The sequence below is a fragment of the Vibrio panuliri genome (genome assembly GCF_009938205.1).
Taxonomy (GTDB): domain Bacteria; phylum Pseudomonadota; class Gammaproteobacteria; order Enterobacterales; family Vibrionaceae; genus Vibrio; species Vibrio panuliri.
In genome coordinates, this window is record NZ_AP019655.1 from 377,222 (window position 1) to 402,250 (window position 25,029).

The 25,029-nt window shown below is 44.4% G+C and carries 14 protein-coding genes and 1 pseudogene; 10 read left to right on the forward strand and 5 right to left on the reverse strand.

The features are described from left to right. Positions 1-241 precede the first annotated feature (241 nt). Positions 242-404, forward strand: a pseudogene (locus GZK95_RS22475) (IS4 family transposase); the annotation flags it as partial. A 58-nt stretch (positions 405-462) separates the two neighbouring features. On the opposite strand, the gene GZK95_RS16570 reads toward GZK95_RS22475, so the two are convergent. From GZK95_RS16570 to GZK95_RS16580, 3 genes are all read right to left on the reverse strand, one after another. After that, on the reverse strand, positions 463-1,614 hold the full coding sequence (locus GZK95_RS16570) for a M20 aminoacylase family protein (RefSeq protein WP_075715945.1): 1,152 nt from the start codon (positions 1,612-1,614) through the stop codon (positions 463-465). A 51-nt stretch (positions 1,615-1,665) separates the two neighbouring features. Then, positions 1,666-2,643 (reverse strand): DMT family transporter, encoded by a 978-nt coding sequence (locus GZK95_RS16575; RefSeq protein WP_075715944.1) that lies wholly within the window; start codon positions 2,641-2,643, stop codon positions 1,666-1,668. A gap of 70 nt (positions 2,644-2,713) precedes the next feature. Continuing rightward, on the reverse strand, positions 2,714-3,880 hold the full coding sequence (locus tag GZK95_RS16580) for a M24 family metallopeptidase (protein ID WP_075715943.1): 1,167 nt from the start codon (positions 3,878-3,880) through the stop codon (positions 2,714-2,716). 332 nt (positions 3,881-4,212) lie between these two features. On the opposite strand from GZK95_RS16580, the gene GZK95_RS16585 reads away from it, so the two are divergent. The 3 genes from GZK95_RS16585 to dpaL are packed head-to-tail and all read left to right on the forward strand — an operon-like array spanning position 4,213 to position 6,514. Further along, on the forward strand, positions 4,213-4,887 hold the full coding sequence (locus tag GZK95_RS16585) for a helix-turn-helix transcriptional regulator (RefSeq protein WP_075715942.1): 675 nt from the start codon (positions 4,213-4,215) through the stop codon (positions 4,885-4,887). 14 nt (positions 4,888-4,901) lie between these two features. After that, positions 4,902-5,285 (forward strand): RidA family protein, encoded by a 384-nt coding sequence (locus tag GZK95_RS16590; protein ID WP_075715941.1) that lies wholly within the window; start codon positions 4,902-4,904, stop codon positions 5,283-5,285. Between the two features lie 59 nt (positions 5,286-5,344). After that, positions 5,345-6,514: a diaminopropionate ammonia-lyase gene (gene dpaL / locus GZK95_RS16595; protein WP_075715940.1), complete on the forward strand. Its 1,170-nt coding sequence runs from the start codon at positions 5,345-5,347 to the stop codon at positions 6,512-6,514. A 209-nt stretch (positions 6,515-6,723) separates the two neighbouring features. Here the strand turns inward: dpaL and GZK95_RS16600 are convergent, their stop codons facing one another. Next, positions 6,724-6,993, reverse strand: a complete 270-nt coding sequence (locus GZK95_RS16600) for a hypothetical protein (protein ID WP_075715939.1) — start codon at positions 6,991-6,993, stop codon at positions 6,724-6,726. Between the two features lie 301 nt (positions 6,994-7,294). On the opposite strand from GZK95_RS16600, the gene GZK95_RS22130 reads away from it, so the two are divergent. The 6 genes from GZK95_RS22130 to GZK95_RS16625 all read left to right on the forward strand — a co-directional run bounded on the left by GZK95_RS22130 (position 7,295) and on the right by GZK95_RS16625 (position 15,173). Continuing rightward, positions 7,295-7,462, forward strand: coding sequence for a hypothetical protein (locus GZK95_RS22130; protein ID WP_170296240.1), 168 nt, complete (start codon positions 7,295-7,297; stop codon positions 7,460-7,462). Positions 7,463-7,557: 95 nt separating this feature from the next. Further along, on the forward strand, positions 7,558-9,213 hold the full coding sequence (locus tag GZK95_RS16605) for an SgrR family transcriptional regulator (protein ID WP_075715938.1): 1,656 nt from the start codon (positions 7,558-7,560) through the stop codon (positions 9,211-9,213). Between the two features lie 195 nt (positions 9,214-9,408). Next, positions 9,409-9,900 (forward strand): tetratricopeptide repeat protein, encoded by a 492-nt coding sequence (locus GZK95_RS16610; RefSeq protein ID WP_075715937.1) that lies wholly within the window; start codon positions 9,409-9,411, stop codon positions 9,898-9,900. A 347-nt stretch (positions 9,901-10,247) separates the two neighbouring features. Then, the gene (locus tag GZK95_RS16615; protein WP_075715936.1) at positions 10,248-11,855 is read left to right on the forward strand and encodes an ABC transporter transmembrane domain-containing protein; all 1,608 of its coding nucleotides are present in this window, start codon (positions 10,248-10,250) and stop codon (positions 11,853-11,855) included. Continuing rightward, positions 11,852-13,885 (forward strand): peptidase domain-containing ABC transporter, encoded by a 2,034-nt coding sequence (locus GZK95_RS16620; protein WP_075715935.1) that lies wholly within the window; start codon positions 11,852-11,854, stop codon positions 13,883-13,885. Before GZK95_RS16615 ends, GZK95_RS16620 begins: the two co-directional genes overlap by 4 nt. Continuing rightward, positions 13,878-15,173 (forward strand): HlyD family type I secretion periplasmic adaptor subunit, encoded by a 1,296-nt coding sequence (locus GZK95_RS16625; protein ID WP_075715934.1) that lies wholly within the window; start codon positions 13,878-13,880, stop codon positions 15,171-15,173. The genes GZK95_RS16620 and GZK95_RS16625 overlap by 8 nt, the downstream gene beginning before the upstream one ends. 80 nt (positions 15,174-15,253) lie before the next feature. On the opposite strand, the gene GZK95_RS16630 is transcribed toward GZK95_RS16625, so the two are convergent. Further along, positions 15,254-24,922, reverse strand: coding sequence for a VCBS domain-containing protein (locus GZK95_RS16630; RefSeq protein WP_075715933.1), 9,669 nt, complete (start codon positions 24,920-24,922; stop codon positions 15,254-15,256). Between the last annotated feature and the right edge of the window lie 107 nt (positions 24,923-25,029).

Here is a 25,029-nt window from a genome sequence, read left to right on the forward strand (position 1 = left end):
CGAAAAGAAAGACGGCGAAATCAACTCGTGAATCTCGAATAACAATATGCTCTCCTGATGGGCTTTGTATCCTCTGTCACAAAGGTAGGGCGGGTTATATTGATGATCTGATTTGTGCGCCTTGTTTACAAAATTATTATGCGAGGGGCATTTATCATGTCGGAGATATTAAGAAAGCAGTTATGTCTGAGTATTGTGGTCAGTAGTTGTTCGGGCTACTGGTTTTGAAGGTCAATATTGATTGATAGATACCCAGGTACGTTGCTTAGTACTAAGCTCTTATGGAACTCTACTGAGCACAGGCTTAAGCAAATGAGGAAAAGCAAAAATAACTTAATTTCATTTTGCCTAACAAAAGAAAGGACCGAACGTATCCCAGTTCAGTCCTTTTCATCCCTACATAACACACGTTTCGATACAAGCGTTAATACTTATCCTACTGGCATTATTTCCAGAGGAGAATTAGAGGCTCAATTGTTGCTCAGCTAATGTCTTCCAGAAGCCAATACCATCTTTAATGATGTTATCGTTGAAATCATAGTGAGGCTTATGCAATGCCGTTCCACCACTCTCGCCAACACCATTACCCACAAGGATGTAACAACCTTTCGCTTCACGAAGCATAAATGAGAAGTCCTCACTAATGGTAAATGGTTGGCATGCACCATTTACACGCTCTGCACCAACCACTTTAGTCGCAGCTTCTACAGCATAAGCCGCTTCATCAGGCGTATTGATCGTAGATAGGAAACTGTTGTTGAACTTGTATGTGTAGTCCACACCCGCAGACATGCATTGACCAGCGACGATTCGCTCGATCGCTTTTTCTATCTTGTGCAATGCAACATCGGTAAAACTGCGTGTATCACCTTTGATCGTCACTTTGGTTGGGATTACGTTAACGGTACCGTTGGTCGCAAACTCAGTGATGGAGATCACCGCTGTTTCATCAATCGCACTCAAGTTACGAGATACAATAGTTTGCATCGCGGTAACAATTTGAGCGCCTACTACGATTGGGTCTGTACCCATATGAGGCATGGCTGCGTGACCACCTGTCGCAATTACCTCGATTTCAAAGCTACTCTCACTCGCCATGATAGAATGTGGACGAGTAACAAAGTGACCTGCTTCAATACCTGGTAAGTTGTGCATAGCGTATACTGCATCGATGTTCCAACGAGTAAATAAACCGTCAGCAATCATTGCTTTTGCGCCAGTACCACGCTCTTCATCTGGTTGGAAAATAAAATAAACCGTACCGTCAAAGTTACCATTGTTCGCAAGTTCATGGGCTGCACCGAGCAACATTGCGGTGTGACCGTCGTGACCACAAGCGTGCATCGCTCCTTCATTTACTGATGCATAGCAGAAAGTATTTTCCTCTTGAATGTGCAGCGCGTCCATATCTGCGCGCAGACCAATCGAACGGTCACTTTTACCACGCTTTAGAATACCAACGACACCTGTTCCACCAATACCACGGTGAACTTCGATACCAAACTCTTCAAGCTTAGTAGCAACAAATTCGGCAGTCTGATGTTCTTCTGTACCAAATTCAGGATGTTGATGGATATGATGGCGCCATTCGATGGCTTTAAATTCGATAGACATATTAGACTCCATCCGACGTCGAAAATAATGTCGACGTCGGATCTTTTTTACTTATACATTTTTTGTTGCTAGTTCAGGTTCTTTTTGCGTTTCTTCTTTTGTTTCGTATTTAGTAAATACGTAAAGAGCAACCACAATCAAAGATACAACAATTGTTTTACCCATCGCCATTTGCTCACCTAGCGTCAATACTGCAACTAGATAACCAACCAATGGCATTAAGTTTAAAGCCATTGTTGATTTTTCAACGCCAATACGCTTGAAAGAGTAAAGTTGAATTAAGTAACTACCACCTGAGATACCTGTACCTAAGAATACAAGCAAGGCAATTAGTAGTGGACTTTCAAGAATAATAAAGATCTGGCTCAGGTCTAACCCCATCATCAATACAACCACAAAACCCATAATGGCAACAGAGATGTATTGATAAAGCATTGATACTACGGAACCATACTTATCAGCAAGACTTGCGCGTAAGTGTGCAGTCCAAGCTAAAGAAAGCATAGAAACTGTTACATAAATATAACCCAGCATTGGCGTGCCACCTTCGATCTGGTTAGTTGGACCAACACTCATTGCGTAGATACAGACCGCTGATACAATAAATGCAGCCCACTGGATTTTGTTCATGCGGAAATTCATAAACATCATACCAAAGAATACCGTCGCAAACGGCTGCATACCTTGAATTACACCATTTTCCGTCGCACCAATATGGGACAACGATAAGAAGTTAAATAGAGAGAAAACACCTTGACCAACAATACCGCACAAGGCTATTTTCAGAATGTCTTTTTTATCTATATTTAACGATGAACCTAAATCAGTACTTAAGCTTTCACTACGAGAAGTAAAAAAGAAAATGATAGAAAGACCGATCACCGCAGTTACATAGCGGAAAAACACTAAAGTCATTGGATCAACAGCCATTGAAAGAGGCTTAGACACAACACCTGTGACCCCCCAAATAACTGCTACAGATATCGCTGCTACCCACCCCAAAAACGTATCTTTACTTGATATACTCATTGTTTTAATCCTTTGTAAAGGTTGGCTGCGGTGAGCGCAGCCAACTTAGTCAATATTATGAAGTTATAAATTAGTTGATTATGATCAGTTCTGGTTCAGCACGCTCTGAGAGCCACTCTGCACCATCTTCTGTAATCACAATATTTTCCTCATGTACCATTGATTTACCTGGAGCGTAAACCATGCCTGGTTCAAGCGTCATAACCATACCTGGTACTAGAACGGTATTGTCTGTTGCTGTGTTTGAAGGACGTTCTGTTAGCTCCATACCTAGACCGTGGCCTAGGCGGCCTACGTCATTACCTAGTGCGCCATTTGCTTCGAGTACTTTCCACATGGCATTGTAGATATCTGTGGTTGTAGCTCCCGGTTTTGCAGCTTCAAAGCCGGCGGTAGTGGCCTCATAAGTTGCACGGTATGCTGCTTTGGTTTGTTCGCTCGCGTGACCAAACGCCCAGTTGCGATCAAAATCAGAGAAGTAACCATCACGCACTGCACCAGTATCAATGATCAGCACATCACCTTCTTCAACAACGCGGTCGGTAGGGCCCATAATGATGCTGTCGTAACCATCAGGACCAGAGCCAGCAATGATGTATGGACATTCATCAGCACCTTCTAACAACATATCAATACGGAACTGCTTACAGATTTCACGTTCTGTCATACCCGCGCGTGCATATTCAGGTACACGTTTGAAGCCGACATTTGTAATACGACAGATTTCGCGAGTCTTCTCGATTTCAGCCTGAGATTTAATTTGACGAAGGCCATGCATCGCAAGGGAGCAGTCAACGAAGTCTTTTTTCACTAGCGTTGTAAGTTTTAAATAGTTGTTGGTTGGCATGCGCAGATGCGATTCGATACCTAGAGTTGCACCAACACGACCATGGCGACAAGGAAGGCTATTTAATGCGCTTGCGACTAGGCTAATACCGTCATCTTCAGGGCGTGGCGATGGCCAAGTCATAATGGTGTCGAGCCAAGTTCCGGCCATACCACTTGCCCCTATTTCTGGAATAATCGCAATAGGCTTACCTTCTGCTGGAACAATTAAGAACCAAGGACGAGTTGGACTGTGCCAAAACTGTGTGTGAAAACCTGTGAAGTAGCGAACATTTGGTTCTGTTGTAAACAACATCGCATCTAAGTTCATCTCGTGCATGACTTTTTGAGCACGCTGGGTACGCATTTCAAATTCAGATTGTTCAAAACCACGGTTTAAATAGTTTTGCATAGTGACCTCTATCATTTTTGTAGGGAGAGAAACTCCGTTCTCTATAGTTCAATAATGTTTACGTTATGGAGCGAAGTATTAACTAGTTTTCAGTTAAAAAATGTGACCCAAGGCATAGAGTTAACTATCGTGCACCAAGAGCCGTTTTTTTCGAGTAAAAGTGTGCTTTGGATCTACTTTTAGTAAACAATAGTTAACTTTTGCGTTGAGAAGTTCAAATGGTGGTGGTTTAATAGTTACATAAAGTTAATCTTAAAGTTCGGCGTTAGTTGATTTTTCCAACTAAAAAACAGAGAATGGATTGAAGTAAAGTTAACTGTAGTGTCCTTACAATGAATGCAACCAAATACAAATCTTTTAATGTAGAGTTTACAGAAAGTGACAGAGAGCGTTTGCAGGCGTACTTTCGCTTAGCTGATACGATCGCTGATTTCATCGGTCCACATTGTGAGGTCGTTATTCACTCATTTGATAGCTTTGAGAAGTCAGTAGTGAAAATCGTCAATGGTCATCATACTGGTCGTGAAGTCGGGTCACCGATTACAGATATGGGATTAAAAATGCTTGGAGTATTTGAAAGCACTGGCGAGGTCACCCCTAAAAGTTACTTTACTACAAGCAAAGATGGCTCTCTGCTCAAATCAACAACTTGTGTTGTAGCAGGTGATGAGAACAAGCCTATTGGTTTGTTCTGTATCAATATGAATCTTTCACATCCATTTCCGGAAATCATCAGAACACTAATGCCAGATACTGCCAAAGTTGGCATGCATGAGAACTTTGGCTCTTCACCGACAGAGGTAATAGAGCACGCTCTCGAACATGCAATCAAAGATGTTGAGAGTGACTCAACGATTAACTTGAAAGGTAAAAACAAAGCCATTACCAAAATTTTACTTGATAACGGCATTTTTGAACTGAAAGAGGCGACTGCATTTGTTTCTGAGCGTCTTGGCATCACACGTCACGCGATCTACAAATACATTCGTGAATACAAATCGGAATAATGGAATAAAAATATATGAAAACTCAAATTCATACTGAATCTGCACCAGCAGCTATTGGCCCATACTCACAAGCTCTAGCATTTAAAGAGCTAGTATTTACTTCAGGCCAATTGCCTCTAGATCCTGAGACTATGGCATTTCCTGAAGGTGGAATTAGAGAACAAGCTCGTCAATCACTAGCGAACCTAAAAGCGATTCTTGAGCAAAGTGGCGCAGGTATCGATACGGTTCTAAAAACAACCTGCTTTTTAGCTAATATGGAAGATTTCGTGGTATTCAACGAAGTATATACTGAAGTATTTGGTACAGACTGTGCACCTGCGCGTTCTTGCATTCAAGCAGGTCGCCTGCCAAAAGATGCTCTAGTCGAAGTAGAAGCGATCGCTTATATCAAATAATGACGCTCGGGGCGATTGCTATCGCCCTTCATCCACACAATTTAATTTAAGTGCCTGCCATGTTGAAACTATCTCTGAATTCAAACTATAACGGTGAAACTAGCTCTTTATTTACTCATAAAGCCGCTAAGCAAACACGCGCATTCCACCAACAAATTGACGGTTACCAACCGACACCACTCGTTTCTCTACCAGCATTAGCGCAACACTTGGGTGTAAAAGCTATTCTAGTTAAAGACGAATCAAAACGTTTTGGTCTCAACGCGTTTAAAGTTCTTGGTGGCTCTTACGCACTAGGTCGCCTACTCGCCGATCACCTAAATATGGATATCAGCGAAATCGACTTAAAAACAGTATCAGAAAAACTACCCAAACCTCTTGTGTTTACTACTGCGACTGCTGGCAACCATGGTACTGGTGTCGCATGGGCGGCTCGTGAAATGGGACAAAAAGCGGTAGTATATATGCCCAAAGGTTCACCCCAAGCAAGCGTTGACCGAATCCGTGGCTTAGGCGCTGAGTGTATTGTTACTGACGTCAATTACGATGACACCGTGCGTTTAGCAAGCCAAACAGCAGATGAAAATGGCTGGACACTAGTACAAGATACTGCATGGGAAGGTTATGAAACTATCCCAACTTGGATTTCACAAGGCTACATCACAATGGCTGATGAGGCACTTGAACAAGCGCAAACTGAAAATATGACGCCAACACACGTTATGCTTCAGGCTGGTGTGGGCGCGATGGCAGGCGGTGTTCTCGGTTACTTTGCTGATGTATTAGGTGCTGACAATTTCAAAGCGATCATCGGTGAACCAAGTGCTGCTGACTGCATTTTCCGTTCAGCTGATGCTGGCGACATGACGCCAGTAACAGGCGATTTAACATCTATCATGGCTGGTCTTGCTTGCGGTGAGCCAAACCCAGTTACTTGGCCAATCCTACGAGACTGCTCTGATGCTTGCGTATCGGCTGACGACAGCATTGCAGCACTAGGTATGCGTATCTTAGGTAACCCTCTAAAAGGTGACCAAGCAGTAATCAGTGGCGAATCTGGCGCCATCACAATGGGTATTCTGTACCGACTAATGACAACAGATGAAGGCAAGGTGTTTGCTGACCAATTAGGACTTGGTTCTGACTCGATTGTGATGATCTTTAGTACTGAAGGTGACACCAACCCAACACGTTACCGTGATATCGTGTGGAATGGCGCCCATAGCTAATTCGTAAGTGTTCTTATTTCCTTGTAGAATAAAACCCTGACTATTCGGGGTTTTATTCTTTTCAAAAGTTAGTGTTGTTGTGGTCAACTTGTTCACAATGAGTTTGAAAGTCGGTCACGTAGGTAATTCAGACGCACAGCGTTATCACCGACAGAAATCAGTTTCCGAAAAAACTAAACTTGATATCCAGACTGCACAATCTAACTCCCTTATTCTGAATGCTTGTAAAGTTCTTTTATGGAAGTTAACTCTATAACATTACATGCACAAGGTGTTACTTGTAGTACGGAGTATGTTCTACGTTTTTCGTCGTTAGCGCTATGATCAGATATTGAAATACCATTCCCACTTTGCCTGCGAGAATTTGCAATGGTTAAAATTTGATCATTATCTAAGTGTATATTCAACTCTGAAGTGCTAATTTTTATCTCTTCGCCATCTTCATTCACATAGGAAGCGGTGATGTTGTTTTCTCTCATATTTTCATAGCTCCATTTCTCATTAATGAGCGAACAAATCGTCGAACAGTGTTTATATGTTATCGAATGAGCTGCAATTCAATTCCCTTAGTTATTTACGCGTCATAAAGTTAGAACAAACCCTAGAAGAATATGCTTACATTCGAAAAGAGGGCGTTGAGATTATAGTAATGTCTCAATTGTTAATAAACGTCTAAAGACCTCACAAAAAAGGTGAACTGTTTTTTTTCAACAGGACATTATTACTTCGTGTATGTTCGCTAATAATAGCGGCATACCCCATTGCAGTGTGAGCGACACCATGAACCCTTTAGACTATACCTTCTATACTTTAAATGCGAAGCAGTACTTACCAGAACCACCTAAAACGCTGACAGTGGTACAAGCTCAAAGCCGAAGCCGTCCACGTTTGTCAGGTTTAGTTTTTTTGGTGGGATTCTTAGTTGGTCAGATCGTACATCTCTATTAATCTCGATTCGTGAAAAGAGAAAAAACAATATTACGTTCGGTCGTCAAGTATCAGAGTGAGCCGTTGTATCTAATAAATATATTTTTGAGGTCGATATGCTAGGTTCTCAGGTGTTGTCTGCGAGTCATCTACAGCGTTTAAAACAGCTCGAGAAACATTTTTCTCGCGGTGAAACTTATGATGTTGATATTGGCACTCTTGCTGAAATTTTGAACTGTTCAGAAAGGTACGTGAGTAAGCTAATGGCTTCTTTTGACAGTTTTGGGCTTCTTCATTGGGCTCCGGGGCAGGGGCGAGGACATTGTTCGAAACTGACACTACTACAAAGTTTTGAAGCTTCACTACTGACTCAACTAGAGCGAATGGCTCGGTCTGGCAGGATGAATCAGGCGTTTCGACTAGCTACTCAATTTAGCAAAGGTCACCTGTTTCAAGATCACTTACCTCTTTGGTTAGGAGATGCGCAACAAGAATTGAAAAAGCAGAACACTTTAATGTATTTGGTGCCTTATATTCTTCCTGAATGGCATCCTCATTTGGCACAGTCCGCTCGTTCTGTTTTACTCATCGAAAGCGTCTTTGATACTTTAGTTCGATACAATCCTATTCAGAATGAAATTGTGCCTCATATCGCTCACCAGTTTCATTACAGTGACATGCAAATCCGTCTCCGCATCCGCAATGACATAGTAATGCACAATGGAGAGGCGCTGACACCGGAATTTGTCAAAAAAAATATCGAAATGCGGCTCACGACGCCGCATCCATACCAAATTTTATTTCGTCATGTAGAGCGTATCGACATAGATAAGCAGTGGGTTATTTTTTCTATGCGTCAATCTGACCCCATTTTCCTGCATCTGTTAGCTGACTCACACAGTGCGATTTTTGATTATCAGGCTTCAAGTCCCATTGGGTGCGGGGCATACCGAGTCGAAAATTTGGAAAAACAATATTGGAGTTTGGTTCGCAATAACCATTATTTTGGTTTTGGGGGCCATATTGAACGAGTAGAGTTTTGGTGTGGCGATGCTCAACCTCAAACACCTATGCATGTAGCAGAACTGATTTACAGCGAATCCCAACCCGCTCAGCCTCAAAAAATCGACCGCAGCGGGTGTGCTGTGATGCAGTTTCATCATCATGTGGGCGCATTATCCGCTCAAGAAAGAGCTTGGATTGTTCATCATAGTCGGCGTTTTTCGTTAGGTAGCCAAAAAAGAGTCGCGAATAGCTTAATGGATTGCCATCAAGATAAGGGATTTCACTTGTTCAATCACGATATGAAACTACCGACTCGTCCGGTGGTCATTGAAGTGATAGATAGCCATATGAGTGAGTTAAAGCCTTTGCTCGATGAGTTGTCTCAAAAAGGGGTTGTTTGGCAGGTATGTATTCGAGGACAGTCTCAAAATACTGCTATTGATGTTTCCTATGACTGCTACGTTTTTGGTGACGATCTGACGTTCCAGTATTACGAGTGGCTACTTTGCGGCAATGTATTTAGACTCTGTTTACCTGAACGTGGAAAGCAAAGCCTACTATTCTTTATTGATATGCTTATGCAGGAAAGTAGCAATAGTGAGGAGTTTCTACACAAGCTTTATCGAGCGGAAGATTGGCTTATCCAAAACTATTATTATTGCCCTCTCTGGCGCAACCATTTCACCGTAACTCGAGCAGATAACTTGTATGGCACAGAAACGAACAATATGGGGGTTATGTCTCTGGTGAACATGTGGTTGGAGTAACCGATGATATGGCTGTGTGGCTGCGGCGATTCTTGTAGTAGGACGCATATGATCAGTATTAAATCTTCAAAGAGTGATTGGCCACGTGCGGTATATTTACTATATGTAAGAATGAGTCGTTAAGTTAGTATAAAGTTGTAATTGTAAAGCCATGCTGTACAACTTAACTGGGTCTTGTCAGCTCCGAGGGAAACTATGGAAACTATCATAAAACAAGCAATAGCGTTGCGAAAAGAGGCTAAGTATCAAGAGTCGAGGGCTTTGCTTACCGCACTTTTAGATAATGAGAGTTATTATGCTAAAGCTCATTTACAAATTGCTTGGTCGTATGACAATGAGGGAAAGGAGCAAGAAGCAGTTAATCACTATTTATCATCTCTTTCAGGCTTACTTTCGTTGGCAGAAAGGTTTGATGCTTTGTTTGGGTTGGCGAGCACCTATAGAAGCCTTGGCATGTATTCAGAAGCGTTAGGTTATTTCGAGCAAACTTTAAATGAGTATCCTAATTGCATCGAAGTTCAGCCTTTCTACGCTATGTGTCTTTACAATTTGGGACGCCATAAAGAAGCGACATCATTGCTGCTTGAACTTTTGGTATCAACTACAAATAGTAGTGCTATTAAAGAGTATCAGCGAGCTATTTCTCTATACGCACAAGATTTGGATAAAACGTTTTGTAGTCGATAGTTTGGAACTCTCATTGGTTAATGATTCTGCTTTGAATGATAGAGCTATAGAACAGGATTTCTGCAAATTGATAGATTATGTTTTCGAAAAAGAAAATAGGTGCTTAGCTTAGGGCAGCAATAAGTAACGAGTGTAGTGAGGTAGGCTTATTGATATTGCACTGCTTAATCGTCTGTATTTCTCATTGTCGAATAAAACATTAAAAGCTTGAGCTAATTTTCCTGAGTGAGACGCTGCTGACTGATTATCGCAGTATTAGAAAATTTAACCGAATATTCAGCACCTTAACTTGAATAACTACAAACTGTGTACCAACCTTAATCTATAAGGATAAATAGGGGCTAGGTATGCAAATAACACGAGCGGTTAATAAGGATGTTATCGGGAAGGTGATGCTTCCTTCAATTCTGATCAATCTCTTGTCTCTCGCCGTGCCATTAACGGTTTTACAGATTTACGATCGAATTCTTCCTAATCAAAGTTACGGCACGGCAACAATGCTGATTGGTGGTGCAAGCACTGCGGTCATACTGGAGGCGCTTATTCGGTATGTGAGAAGTTGGCTGCTTTCGGCTGCTGCGAGTAATACTGAAAATACAACTTTTGCTGAGCTTGTCACTGCCATCACCCAATCGAAACCCAATGCCCTGCGTAATCTTGGCGCAGCAGGGGTTGATAATGGGCTTTCAAATATCGTTAAAGTGAGAGAGTGGTATTCCGGTGGAATAATCTCTGGCTTTATCGATCTGCCTTTTGCTTTGCTGTTTCTCGGTCTGGTTTATTACATCGGTGGTAGCCTTGTTCTCGTGCCTATCGCTGTTTGGGTGACGGCTTGTGCAGTGGTTTTTATTGTGTCGACTAAATCTAAACGACTCAGTGATATTGCTCTTGAGAAAGACCAAGAACGAAAAGGCTTTATGCTGCTACTTGGACAAACTATACAAGGCATAAAACGCCAAGCGGTAGAGTCACGGCTTTATAGCCAGTTTAAACGTGCAAATGATGCTCGGTATTTGTCTAAATCGAGTGAAGAGCAACAGAATGCGTTTGCATTAGAGTTTATTCAGCTAGCGTCGTTGATGACATCAGTCGTGATTGTGGTCACCGGGAGTCTATGGGTTTTAGATGGAGCACTCACAACTGGTGGCTTGGCTGCGTGTTCAATTTTGTCTGGTCGCGCTGTTGCCCCTCTCAGTGCTCTTATTGGTATGCGTGTAAAATTGAATACCATTCACTCAGCCAATCGTGCGATTCAAAACATACAGACTTTGCCAAAACAGCACTCAGAGTCAGTCAGTTCGGAAAGTATCAGTAGTCTTTCTGTCGATAAGCTGACAGCTCGGCGCTTTGGAGTTGATTACCATGCCTCTTTTGATGTTAAACAAAGCAGCACCGTACTTATATCGAGTGATGAGCGCCATATTGATAGCTTTTTTGCTGCAGTTATAGCGGGTGTGGACGAGAGTCAAAGTGGCACGGTCTTCATTAATCAGCAAGAGATCCCGCTGGAATCATTCCAGTTCTACACATCTTATGTAGGCGTTAAAGCGCAATTGGTCAGTGGCTCACTGCTCGATAACTTATGTGGTTTTGATGCAGGACGTATAGAGAGGGCGACGGGTTATGCTAAGAAACTAGGTCTGTGGCGGAAGCTATCTCAATTGAATGATGGTTTGGAAACGAAAGTGGGTCACACCGCTGTTAATGCATTGAGCATGGGTAATACCAAGCTTTTGAATATTGCCGCTCAGCTAGCGTCTCCTGCAAGCGTAGTAGTTTTGGATAGACCTGATGCCTCGTTAGATCTAGATGGTTTAGCTGCACTTGCTCAAGTATTGCAAGAAGAGAAAGACCAAGGTCGTATTATTTTGCTTGTATCACATAACCCAACGCTGGTGGCTCTCGCCAGCAATACGGTGTTGGTGAGCAAAACTGGGCAAGGAGCTTCACTATGATGAACAGTTACGAGTTGGCGAGTGTCACGCTGCTAAAAAACATGGAAGTGAGCACCAATATTCAGTTGTTTGCCAAGCAGTGGATTGAGGAAAACGGCATCCATAATACAGATGAGTTGCTCTCTTTACTTGACCGCATCCATCTCCCTTATGAGGTTGTGCCTAAGCGGCTTACCGAGCATGAATCACAGCATGCTTTGGCATTTTTTAGTGATGAGACGATCGAAGTGCTTGGTCATTCGCCATTAGACGACTCCAGTACTCATCCCGCTTTTTATGTTGTGGTTTTGGGTGTCCCCTTAGAAAAGTACGCAACAGATTGGGTCGGGGAACGCCTTAGTATCTTTAAGGCGATGCTGCCTAAGCTTATGCTTGTTAGCCTGTTTATTAATCTGTTTGCGCTGAGTATTCCGTTTATCACTATGGCGATTTATGATCACGTGATTGGGGGAGATGCTGCTCATGAGTTAATGGGGATTGCCATTGGCGCGGGTTTGCTTTTCTTTATGATGGGCTTGCTCAAAACACTTCGAAGTCGGGTTTTAGTCAGTTTAGCGAATAGGGTGAGTCGCGAGATTTCTCAGGCATTAATCAAAAAGTTGCTGAGTAACTCTTATGCGCAAAATCAGCAATCAACCGTTTCAAACCAACAAAATCAAGTCTTACTCTCAGAAAGGATATCGGGTGTATTGTCCGGCCCATTGGGAAGCGCGCTGTTTGATATCCCGTTTGTGCTTATTTTCATTCTCGCGATTGGTATATTAGCGGGCTGGCTAGTACTTGTTCCTGTTGTTGCTCTTATTATCTTTGCCATTGTTGCCCAACGAGCAATAGAAGCTTCGCGAAAAAGTTCGATGCAGTCAACGATTGCAGGAACCAACCGACAAAACCTAGTTAACGAACTGTCAGATAAACTGATTTTTCTGCGAAGCTCTGGCTTTGCGGTTTATTGGTTGAAACGCTTTGAGAAAGCGAACTTCCTTGCGTCTAAAATTGGCTTTGAGCAGGCAACAAAACAGCATAAATATACGTCGATTTATTATGCTATCTCATTATGCTCAACGATTGCTGTTATGGGGTTAGGCATTGGTCTGATATTCGAAGATGTACTGACTCCAGGTGGCTTGATCGCTTCGATGATGCTGATCTCTCGCATTACAGGACCAGCTCAAATGCTAGCAAATAGTGCGACAAGGTTTGCTAGTTTTAATCAATCTAAAACTCAGATTAATCGCCTTCTTAGCCAACCATCAGAACGCGATTTTAGTTATCAGCACCATCCCTTGCCAAAGCAAGCACCTTCTATCAAGGTTGATCAACTTACGTTTAGGTACCCAAAGCAGGTTAAACCTGCGCTCTCTGCTGTTAGTTTTACTGTTGAGCCTGGTGAGATTATCGCTATTGCCGGTCCTTCAGGTAGCGGTAAATCGACGTTGCTTGAAATGCTGGCTGGCTTACAACTAGCACAAAACGGGGCAATTGAGCTTGATGGGGTCAACTTGTCACAGTACGACTCGCAATTGTTCCGTCATTGGTGCTTTATTCGTGCTGCCTACCCTGATTTGCTATCGCTTTCTGTACGGGAGTGGTTAGCCGATGGCAATCCAGTCACGGAGCAGCAGATGATTGATGCGCTGAATTTAGTAGGAGGGAAAGCTTGGTTTGACTCACTACCCAATGGATTAGATACCGTGATTAGTTCACTGATCCCTGACAGTCTCTTTGACATTTTGTCGGGAACCGTCGCTCAAGTGCTGATTGATGCTAAAGCGGTTGTATACGACTACAAATTGATGTTGATGGATAACCCGGTACCTGATTACAACCCACTAGCCAAACGGGTGTTTAGCCAATTTGTGGAGGAAAAGCGCGGCCAGTCGACCATCGTGTTTACTTCTCACGATCCAGATTTAATTAAGTTAGCGGATAAGGTCGTGATATTAAATGAAGGCGCGATTGCTTATTCAGGACCGCTAGAGAGCGGGGAAAAGGATGATGAAAATACAATAAAAGAGGTGTCCAATGGCTAATTATGAATATGGCGAATTAGTAGAGTCGAAAGCCGTAGCTAAGTCACTCTCCATCGCGACTTGGGCTGTATCTGTTTGTGTACTCGCTTTTGTCGTTTGGTCTTTGGTTACCCAAGTTGATGAGATTGCCAAAGCGAAGGGTTCTGTAATTCCTGAAGGTGAAAGACAGGTCTTACAAAGTGAAATCGGCGGGAAGCTCAAACGTGTTTTAGTGAATGAAGGCGATGTTGTTGAAGCGGGGCAAGCACTGGTTGAGTTTGACGCAACGTTCCAGAAAACCACACTAGACGAACTTAAATCACAGCAGGTGACATTGACACTCAGTGTGGAGAGAATGAATGCACTGCTTGAGCAAAGAGAGCCTGATTTTTCTCTCTATGTTGTGGAGTATCCAGAGTTAGTCAGTGAGCAGAAGGCGCAGCTTAGTGCGCAGAAAGCCTTGTTCTATCAACAACGAGTTGTTCTGGAAAAAGAGAGTGAGCAGATTGCTGAGCAATTAAGTGCGGTTAAAAAAGCACTGCCATCTTATGAGAAGCAGTTACTCGCCACTAAACAAGAGCTGAATATTCTCGAGAAAGGTTTTAAGGCTGGCAACATATCTCGTTTGCGAGTGTTAGAAATGAGGCAAAAGCTGGCAAGTATAGAGCAGCAAATTGCCGAAGCTGCCGGTAAACGGTCAGTGCTTGAGAAGCAAGGGGCGGCAAATGAGCAAAAAATCGAGCAGTTGCTGGCAGAAGCACGCGTAAAAGTCAGTGATGAACGCTCGAAAGCCGTTTCAGACTTGGCGGCTCTGAATGCTCGAGTGAGATCGAGTGAAGCAAAAGTATCGAATACTATTGTGACTTCTCCACTCAAAGGGTTAGTACAAAGCGTGCCAAGCACACCAGTTGGTGGGGTGATTCAGCCTGGTGGTACTGTGGTCGAAATTGTTCCTTTGGCTGGCAATGCGGATTTCAAAGCAAGGCTTTCACCTCGAGATATTGGTTTTGTTAGTGAAGGGCAGCCTGCAAGGGTCAAAGTGGATGCGTTTGACTATAGCCGCTTTGGTGCTTTGCAGGGCGAAGTCATCAAGATCTCGCCATCGACGAGTAAAAATGATCGAGGCGAAATCTTCTATGAGGTGGTGATTTCAGTGGATAAACCCTATTTCCATGACGACCCAGAGAGGTTTGCAATCTTACCCGGTATGACTGGCGAGGCTGACATCACAACTGGTGAAAAGTCAGTGTTCCAATATTTATGGAAGCCAATTTACTCAAATATCAGTGTTGCTTTTGGGGAACGGTAGCTCAATTCCCTAATTGGTTTAAAAGAGAGCGGGCAGCGAATAGGCTGCCCGCTTTTTCTATATGCGATTAGCATGCTCGACTAATACGGGTCGCTTAAGTTATTCGGGTCTCCATGATCATGATGCTCGTCAGGGGCAATCAAGTCATCATGTTTTTCATCAAGACTATCACTGTCCATGGCGACGTCTGCGTGACCATCAGCATCTGGCTGTAAAGGATCAAACGTCGTTGCCTCATCAGATAGAACGATATCAATATCATCCGGTAGTTCGCTACGAGCGAATTGATCATTATTTGCTTGAGAGGATTCAAGACCTAGTGCGGATAGGTAAGCCGCCACGCCGTGTTGTGAGTCATCTTGCGTTGCTGGGTTTTGTTCGGCAGAGAGGTGCTCCGCTGGTAAATGTTGCTCTGGATTGGTGTCATCTGCCAGTAGCGCAATATCATCTTGAATACCATCAGGATCTTGTATTTCATCAGACTGGCTGAATGCTGGTGGCGGAGGAGGAGGCGGTGGCGTTATATGGCTATGTAGCTGACCTTGGAGATCTTCACTGGTTACCGCTGTTACGCCAGTGACTGAATTGTGAGTCGTCACTTCAGTTGCAAAATGTGGATGTGCTCCAGTTAAAGGCTGGTTTGATACCAAAGTAAAGTGTCCATCAGAGGGGACCGTATAGCTGCCATCTGGATTCGCGTGGATTTCTTGTCCGTTGTCGCTTAAGCTCAGTCCGTTTTCTAGATGTGTGAGTCGAATTTCTGCAACGGTCTCGTCTGATGACGAAAGTTGAGAGTGAATGGCGACAGAGTACTCGTAATGATCTTGGTTAGCTACGGGGAAATTGGCAGGTAGATGCCCTTTAAGCACAGTTCCATCACCTAAAATGATGTTCTCGATGCTTTCGAGCTCCATGTTGCCAAGTTTCTCACCATGATCATGCAAACGTGGCGCATTTTGCTTGGTATAGGCGCCTAAAATTAATGTGTCAGAACCATGTCCTCCTTCAATTTCTTCATCTGAAAGTCGACCACCAATGAAGAGAATATCATTACCATCTTTGAGCTCAGCTTCTTCGGTTAACCTACCTTGAACAATAATAATGTCAGCATGATCATGTCCACTAATCTCATGGTTACCCCTCATCGTGTGCGCGGTCTGTCCGATACTTTGGGCAAAATCCCTCACAGTTTGTGCCGTTATGGTTGGCGTAACATGATGGGCATGGCGCGTATCAACCGATACACTGATGGTTGGTGGCGTATAAGGAACAGGATCTGTATGCCCATTTATTGTCATCGTGATTTGTTGGCTTGTTTGTCCTCCATGCCCGTCATCAATGAGCAGCGTAAAGGTATCATGCAGAACATCGCCGTCATTAAGCGCGTCTACCTGAGGATTTGCGTTATCGAGTTGATAAGTCCAAGTGTTGGTGTGGCTATCTAATTGTATCGAGCCAAAACTCGCACCGTGATTGGGGTCGACACTTAAACTGAGCGTGTCACCGTCCGTATCTTGGGTGATTAGCTGCCCAGTAGAGACTTGATGACTGTCTTCTGTCACTGTGTGGCTAGCGGGTCTCTTTTCGGCAGCCGTTGGAATGTCATTGGTGCCGGTTACGGTGATGGCGATGTCATGGCTTGTGCCATCTTTTGCCTGCACAGTAATGGTTTCAGTGACAGTTTCTCCTTGCTTGAGTTGTTGGACGATTGGATGGTTGTTGTAAAGGTTATAGACCCAGTGACCAGAACCATCAATATGCGCGTGTCCATAGCCTTTACTACCGACAATGCCTACGCCACCCTGAACGGCGATAAAGCCTTGTGTGCCATCCGGGTCGGCTACGTTTAGAGTGCCAGTGACTTGAGTGTGAAGGTCTTCTTGTGCTTGACCTGTTGAATCACCAGTAAAGACCGCTGGATCAGGTGCTGCGACAATGTTGATGATATACATTCCTTCTTTAGAGTCAGTGTGTCCATCGTTAGCGGTATATTGAATGCCGCCTAACCCACTGGCTCCAACACTGTGATAGTTGAGTGCCGGGGTATAAACCAAAGAGGAGAGATCGGCAGCGGCGACGTCATCACCAACATTGATTGCTCGTCCATTGAGCGATAATGTGCCATGCGTGATATTGGTAATGGTGATATGGTGCAGTGAATCGCCATCAACATCTGTGTATTTAAAGTCGGCTTGGCTAAAACTATGCTGATTGTCTTCAAGTAAACTGGTAAAGCTAGAGCCAACTTTTGGCGCGTCATTGACGGCGTTAACGTCAATGATCATGGATGCGCTAGCTGAGTCTTGATGCCCGTCATTTGCAGTAAATTCAAAATCGGCATAATGCACGCCATTTTGATTCTGGAGTGGTGTAAAGGTTAAGTGTCCTGCATCTAGGTCAGCTTTGGACACTTGTTGATTGGTCGTGACAGCAGCGCCATTGAGGGCTAAGACGCCATGTGCTGGTAATTGGGTGATCGTTATATGATCTAGCGCATCATGGTCAGCATCCTGGTAGCCAAACTCAGCAGCGGTAAATGTATGAGTTTGGTCTTCATCGCTACTAATAGCTTGTGGGGTGACGGTTGGCGTATGTTGTGCTGGTGGTGTGATTTCAATCGTTAGCCGATTTTGAGCTGAATCACTCACTGAGTGACCGCCAACATCACCAACACGGTAGATCATACTTGGTACGCTCCCCGTAAAGCCAGGATCGGGTGTAAAGGTGTAATGGCCATTCGCCTCTATGGCAAGGGTACCAATGCCGTTCATCGTATGTGGATGACCAGGGGTAACAGTGACATAGCCCGAAATAGGGTCTTTTATTTGAATGTCTTGTAGTACCAGGTGCGCATTGGAATCTGTGTCTGTTGCAGCTCCACTTACTCCTTCGTGCGTGCCTAAACCAGAAATGAGGTTTCCTTCAATTGCTCCACTATGCTGAACGCTAGAATCACTTAGGCTATGCAAGGTAGGGGCATCGGTTGTGCCATTAATCGTCACTGTGATTGAATGTTTGGTGCCATCTTTTGAGGTGACTTCGATGCTGTCAGTGAGAGTTTGTCCTCGGTCTAAGTCTTGAACGTGACTATTGTTGTTATCAACAGCATAAACCCATGAACCACTCGCTGTAACGATAAAGTGTCCGTAAGTGCCATCTTGGGCTAAGCTGCGCTGCCCATGTAAATCGAGTGACGCTTCACCTTGCCCATCAACATCGGTGATGACTAAATGCCCATGACACATAAGAGCATCTTGTATGATCGGGGAGCCCGTGATATGCAAATTATGGCGAACATTGCTATCTTCAGTGATGTTACCTGAGTCGCCAGTGAAGGTTGCGGCGTCATTGACTGCGGCGAGCGTTAAGGTTGCTGATGTTGGTACAGATGCACCATGTTCGTCAGTGACCTCATAGTTAAACTGTACCGCACCATTGTAGTTTTTCTCAGGGGTATAGGTGTATGTGCCGTCATGGTTATCGGTAACCTGACCGTGATCGACACTTAAGTGGCTGACGGTCAGTTGAGCATTATCATCAACATCACTAGCATGCGCTAATAGCTCTGATGCATTTAATATCACAGGGGTGTCTTCTCGACCTTGGGTGAGAACGACTGATGAGGTAACTACTGGCGCATCATTGGTGCCATGCACTGTGACGGTTATCGTTTGGTGTGCGCTGCCATCGATGGATTCGACGCTGAACGTTTTTTGATAACTTTGCCCTGCACCAAGATGTTGGAGTTTTGCATTGTCTATCGTGTATTGCCATCCACCACGAACATTAATAGAGAAATGCCCACCCTCTGGCGTATCAAAGTTTTGAGTGACGAAACCTGCTTGCCCATGGTCTGGATCTACGACATGTAAGTTACCACCACTCCATACTTGGTTCGGAGTGCCTCCTGGTGACAAGTTATCCTCATAGGCATGATTGTCTAAAGTAGAATATTGTCCCACTTCAATTCGAGCTTGGTCGTCTTCACCGACAACTTTAACGATGATGTTGAGCCTTTGCCCATCACTTGTTCGTACCTGATAGGGAAACTCTAGCGACTCGCCTTTGAGTAAACTGTCAACCAAGTCGTCAGCATGGCGGTTGAAAGCCGATTCTAATCGGAACTGATAGGAGCCATCAGGCCAGATGGTCAAAGATCCCGGGGCGTAGCCTTGCCCCATGTATCGACCACTGAATGCAAATTGCGTGTGATCGCCAGTATCTGGGTCGGTCAGTTGTAAGTTGCCATGATAAATGGATGTTTTACTACTTAATGCTTCTGATTCCGACATTTGAATGACGTTGGATGTTAGAACTGCTTTGTCATCAGTGCCTTCAATGGTAAAGGTCGCGGTTTGAGGAGTTTGTCCCCCGTGCCCGTCATCAATAAGATAGTTTACTACGACTTGCTGCGTTTGACCGACTGCCAAGTGCTGGAAAGTAGAGTGAGTTGCATCGATGACTAATGAATGTCCATCCGCTCCAAGGGTAAACCCATCCGGTAAACTTCCTGTTTTGGTTGCACCATCCACGGAGTAACTGATTTGAGCAATCGACAGTGTGTCACCTTCCTTATCGGTAGCCCCTGTTAGTAGATCGATAACATGATGATTGGTTGAATCTTCTTTTAATTGTTGCGTAATTGGCTGGACTATTGGGCGATCATTGACTGCTGCAACTGACATCGAGGCTGAGGCAGGTGCAGTGCCACCATGTCCATCATTGACTTGATATTGAAAATGTAGCGGTCCGTTGTAGTCTTTTTCAGGAATTAGAGTGAATGTACCGTCACCGTTATCCAGTATTGAGCCATGATCGACGGCGAGATTGGTCACGGAGAGATGACCGATGTCGTTGTTATCAATATCCGTGGCATTGCTCAGTAGATCCGAAGAGGTGATGACTTGGGTGGTATCTTCTTTTCCTGCACTGAGCTGCACGTCAGCGGAAACCACCGGAGCATCATTGGTACCATGGATGGTTAGCGTAATGATGTGTTTATCGCCACCTAAACTTTGCACTTCATATTGAACTTGCTGAGTTTCCCCTTGCCCTAAATGCTGAACGTTTCCATTTGGTACACTGTAAGCCCAATCGCCAGCTTTGCCTATCGTAAGTGTCCCACCGTAAGGATCATGGAGAGCATGGGCATTGTGTGTTGCTCTAAAATGGTCTTCTCCTGCATCGGCGTCCACTATGTTTAGAACACCTGTGGTAAAGATGGTGTGTTGAGCATCGCCTTGAACATGCCTATCTTCGGTAAGGGTTCCGGTATCGGTCCCGCTGATTTGCGCGGTATCCTCGGTGCCAGTTATCTTGACCTCTAGATTTTGTGTTGTGCTAGCCCCGTGTTCATCGGTTACCGTTACAGGGACTGTGATTGTTTGAGTCTGCCCATTTTTAAGCTGTTGGTAGCTCGAATGGCTCGGATCAAATGTGTAGCTGCCATCACTATTAAACGTTAGCCCATCGATAGGGTGGTTAATCGTATAGGTAAGAGTGGCATCATGGTCGACATCTTGCCCAATCATCTGTCCCGAAAGTACTGCGCCGTCTTCGGTGACTGATTGGTGCTGTGCGGTTAGAGTGGGGGCGTCGTTCGTGCCGTGTATGTTGACTTTTATGGTGAATAGAGTGCCATCTTCTGATTTAACCACACACTCATCAGTGATGGTTTCACCTTGCTTCAGATTTTGTACTAATGGTTGATGGTCCCGAATGGTGTAGGTGTAACGTCCATCTCGCATAAGTAGGATATGACCACCGAGTTTGGTGTCATAACCAATACCCTGATAGGTTTGCGATCCGAGGTTGATATCAAATTTCGCTTCCCCTTGGTCAGGATCAACGATGTCCAATTTACCATCAAAATGTAGGTTGTCATGGGTATCTATGTAATTGCGATCTTCGGTCACGCCGAGTTGATGCTGATCGCTGTTGGCGTAGCTAATTTGAGCATTATCAGGAGTCGCCGCGAGAGCTAAGTTCGCCCCGGTGGTTGTCGTGCCCCCATGAGCATCTTTGACATCATAAGTAAAATGGACCTGACCGTTGTAGTCTTTTTCTGGCGTGAAAGTATAGGTGCCATCTTGGTTATCTCTAATCGAACCGTGGTCAGCATGAAGATTGTCTATGTGTAATTTGCCTGCATCACTACTATCAACATCCATGCTATTCGACAATAGTTGGGCTTGGGTTAAGATTTGTGTTTGGTCTTCTTTGCCGGGTTGCAGTTGCACTTCACCGGATGCGAAAGGGGCGTCGTTGTCGCCATGGATAGTGATGACGACATCATGGGTTGTACCATCGGCACTGCGGATAGTAATGGTGTCAGTTAGATTTTCTCCATTATTGAGTGCATCTATCTTACGTCCAACTGCGCTATCCCCCACCTCTGCGTAATAGCTCCAATTTCCATCTGGTTGAAGTATCAAACGTCCATACTGCCCAAAGTATTGATACGCTGGCGCATTGTTATCGAAGTGCGCTTCTCCAGCATCACTGTCGACAACATCGAGTTTTCCGGACGTATGGATATGATCATTCCAAAGATGAGAAATATTACCTCGCTGATAGTCAGGAGAACGATCAGCGTAGGTCGATTCATAGACATCTCCGGTGTCCACGCCGGTAATGGTTGCCGCATCATTGGTACCTTTAACAAGCACTTCTACTTTCTGCGTCGCGCGTGAACCATCACTAGAGATCGCGACAATGTTAAACGTTTCAGCTTTGCCATCTCCACTTAGTAGCGAGTCAACTTTTGCAGCATCCAAGTCATAATGCCAATGTCCGTCGCGATCAACATAGAAGGTACCGTAGCTACCCGCTTGAGAGGAGCTTGAGCCTGCCAATTCAAAAGTGACATGATCACCTTTATCGAGATCGTGCGCTTGAAGCATGCCAGCAACCGTGGTCTTGATATCCTCGACCACCGTTCCGATTGCTGCTGTTAGGGCATTTGGTGTGTCAATGATGACATGATCATCTTGACCTTGAATGGTGGCAGTTACAGGTATTCGAGTGCCGTCTTTTGTAATAAGCACCATCGAGTCTTGAAGCTGTTGTCCACTCTTAAGTCCCTGAATATCAGGATTGGCATTGTCGGCGGTATAACTCCATTTGTTGTGACCATCGGTACTGTGTGTGGTGGAGAAATAGCCATGATTAGCGGTTAGATTCATCGCAAAATCTGTCGGTACTGCGTGCTTAACACCATTGACTTCAATAAAGGCTATCTCTGCTTCGGAAGTGCCGTCTACATCGGTGACATCCAAGTTGCTCCAGCCAGACCAGAGTTGGTCAGTGGTGCCAGCTCGTAAATGGTCCTCTGTCACCGAGCCTGAATCTTGTCCTGCCGCTAGAACACTCGCATCATTTACCGATGCGAGATCGAGTGAGGCACCTGTTGGCGTTGAGCCGCCGTGGGCGTCATTGATGTCATAACTAAAGTGTACTTTGCCGTGATAATTGCTCTCTGGGGTATAGGTGTATGTTCCGTCTTGGTTGTCTCGAATAGAGCCATGATCGGCAATAAGGTTTGCGATGGAAAGTTGACCTTGGTCGTTATGATCGACATCAATCGCATTGGCAAGTAAATCCGCTGCGGTAAGGGTTTGGATGGTGTCTTCTTTGCCAGAATTGAGTTGCACTTCACTTGATACGTAAGGTGTATCATTATCACCATGAATAGTGACAACGATATCGTGAGTTGTGCCATCTTTGGTTCTAACAGTGATTGTGTCGGTGAGAGTTTCACCAACCCCGAGCTTGTCGATCGTCGAACCAACAGTGGTTGGCGTACTTCCTTGGTGCCAATCATGTGTGCCCGCCGCGACACTGTAGTTCCACGAGCCATCACGATGAAGTTGCAAATGTCCATATTGACCACTGTAGGAGTATGTTCCTCCATTCGTATCAAATACGGACTCACCGTTATCGAGATCGTTAATGCTCAATTTACCGCTGGTGGTCAGTGTATTTTGTCCCAGCACTGCCATACCCGGTTGAGCATGGTCAGGCGACATGTCTTGCCCCGCCTGATTTTCGTGAACGTCACCGGAGTCGACGCCAGAGATTTTCGCTAAATCATTAGTACCCGTGAGCACTATCTCTAAGTTTTGGGTAGCGCTGGCACCATGCTCATCAGTCACAGTGACAGGAATCGTCACTGTCTCAGACTGACCTTGAGCTAAGTGTTGGTAGGCAGAGTGCGAGGGATCAAAGGTATAACTGCCATCGGAGTTAAATGTAAGTCCTGCCACCGATTTTTGTATGGAGTATTTGAGAGTGGCGTGGTTGTCAATATCGTTGCCATGCATCTGTCCGGAAAGCATGGCACCATCTTCACTTAGTGAATGAGATTGGCCGTGTATCGTGGGCGTATCGTTAGTGCCGCTTACTTCGATGTTAATCGAGTGAGTTGTTCCGTCGACGGATTGGATGGTAAAGACGTCATGATGTCTTTCCGATCCACCGAGCTGCTGAACCTCTAATTTGTTGTTATCGAGAGCGTAGTGCCATGTGCCATCTTTATTAAAGTCTAAATGTCCGAATTGCCCTTGGTATTGATGTGCAATGAAACTGTCTTGACCTGCATCTGGATCATGGATAGAGAGCGCGCCGCTGAGCGTGGTTTTTTGATCTTCAATGACTGCCCCTGAACCACCAGAGATAGATGCTTGATCATCGGAGCCGCCAATCGTCATGTTGAGGACTTGGGCTGTCCCATCTTTGGTGTGAATAGTAAACGATTCATGGAGCGCTTTTTGGCTTGTCAAAGCTTGGATGTTGGTGAGTGAGTTATTAACGCGATATTGCCAGTGCCCATTTGCATCAATAGTCAAAGAGCCAAATTTGCCGTTGAGCGTTTCTGCATGTACTGAGCTTTCATCATGATCGGGGTCGACAACATCGATTTTTCCACCGGTGGTTATAAATCCTTGTGAGTCGACGTTGTGATCCTCAGTCACACTGCCGGTTAAGTCTCCGGATATTGTTGGATTGTCTTGCGTACCGTGAACGGGAATTTGTACGACGACTTTTGTTCCGTCGGAAAGATGCAGAGTAAATGTATCCGTTCCCAGCTCTTGTTTTTGTAATAGGACATAAGCAGGAGACTTGGGATCTAAGGTAAAGGTATATTGACCGTTCGCTCCTACATGCAATGTGCCATATTTGCCTTGTATCGTTTCATCAACAAAGGTGGGAGGCGTGTGTGATGATGGACCTGCCGTTGTGTTAGGTGTGGTATGAGAAACGTTTGGTTGTATTGACGGAGTCGAAGTAACCGCAGAGAGTGATGAATGAGTAGAAATAGTATGAACAATCGGATGCAGTTTGGTTGATAGATAGTGCGTTGATAAGTGGTGAGATGAATGAGGTGTAAGGCTGACTGACGTTTCGATACTGTCACTTATCTCACCTTTTTCGTCTTTGAGCTGGGTTTCTTGGTTTGCAATCTTACTGACAGGCGAAAATGTTTTATGCTCGCTTGATAACGATTCACCATTTTGATTGTCGGCTTGTAAACTAGATGTATCACTTTCTTGTTTTAAGATAGTGGGATCCGATTCGAGTTGTTTTGCGAACGAAGGCAGGATTATCGCGATCTCTCGAGGCAAGGGAACGTTAATATTGACTTGGGAAAACAGTCTTATCTTTGTTTTAGATGCTTTGTTTTTTGTTTGGGCTAAATTGCTTTTAGTCTGCGTAACAGAGTGTTGTTCTTTTTTGTCACTAGTAGCCATTGACGTTCCCTATTTAGATCAAATAAACCTACTCTCAGTTAAGTACAAAATTCATTACTTTGCTAAGTAACTGATTAAAATTATTAGCTTTTGAGATGTTAGATCTT

Coding starts and splice junctions, on each gene's coding strand:
- GZK95_RS16570 (WP_075715945.1), bottom strand. CDS start 1,614: ATGTCTATCGAATTTAAAGCCATCGAATGGCGCCATCATATCCATCAA.
- GZK95_RS16575 (WP_075715944.1), bottom strand. CDS start 2,643: ATGAGTATATCAAGTAAAGATACGTTTTTGGGGTGGGTAGCAGCGATA.
- GZK95_RS16580 (WP_075715943.1), bottom strand. CDS start 3,880: ATGCAAAACTATTTAAACCGTGGTTTTGAACAATCTGAATTTGAAATG.
- GZK95_RS16585 (WP_075715942.1), top strand. CDS start 4,213: ATGAATGCAACCAAATACAAATCTTTTAATGTAGAGTTTACAGAAAGT.
- GZK95_RS16590 (WP_075715941.1), top strand. CDS start 4,902: ATGAAAACTCAAATTCATACTGAATCTGCACCAGCAGCTATTGGCCCA.
- dpaL (WP_075715940.1), top strand. CDS start 5,345: ATGTTGAAACTATCTCTGAATTCAAACTATAACGGTGAAACTAGCTCT.
- GZK95_RS16600 (WP_075715939.1), bottom strand. CDS start 6,993: ATGAGAGAAAACAACATCACCGCTTCCTATGTGAATGAAGATGGCGAA.
- GZK95_RS22130 (WP_170296240.1), top strand. CDS start 7,295: ATGAACCCTTTAGACTATACCTTCTATACTTTAAATGCGAAGCAGTAC.
- GZK95_RS16605 (WP_075715938.1), top strand. CDS start 7,558: ATGCTAGGTTCTCAGGTGTTGTCTGCGAGTCATCTACAGCGTTTAAAA.
- GZK95_RS16610 (WP_075715937.1), top strand. CDS start 9,409: ATGGAAACTATCATAAAACAAGCAATAGCGTTGCGAAAAGAGGCTAAG.
- GZK95_RS16615 (WP_075715936.1), top strand. CDS start 10,248: ATGCAAATAACACGAGCGGTTAATAAGGATGTTATCGGGAAGGTGATG.
- GZK95_RS16620 (WP_075715935.1), top strand. CDS start 11,852: ATGATGAACAGTTACGAGTTGGCGAGTGTCACGCTGCTAAAAAACATG.
- GZK95_RS16625 (WP_075715934.1), top strand. CDS start 13,878: ATGGCTAATTATGAATATGGCGAATTAGTAGAGTCGAAAGCCGTAGCT.
- GZK95_RS16630 (WP_075715933.1), bottom strand. CDS start 24,922: ATGGCTACTAGTGACAAAAAAGAACAACACTCTGTTACGCAGACTAAA.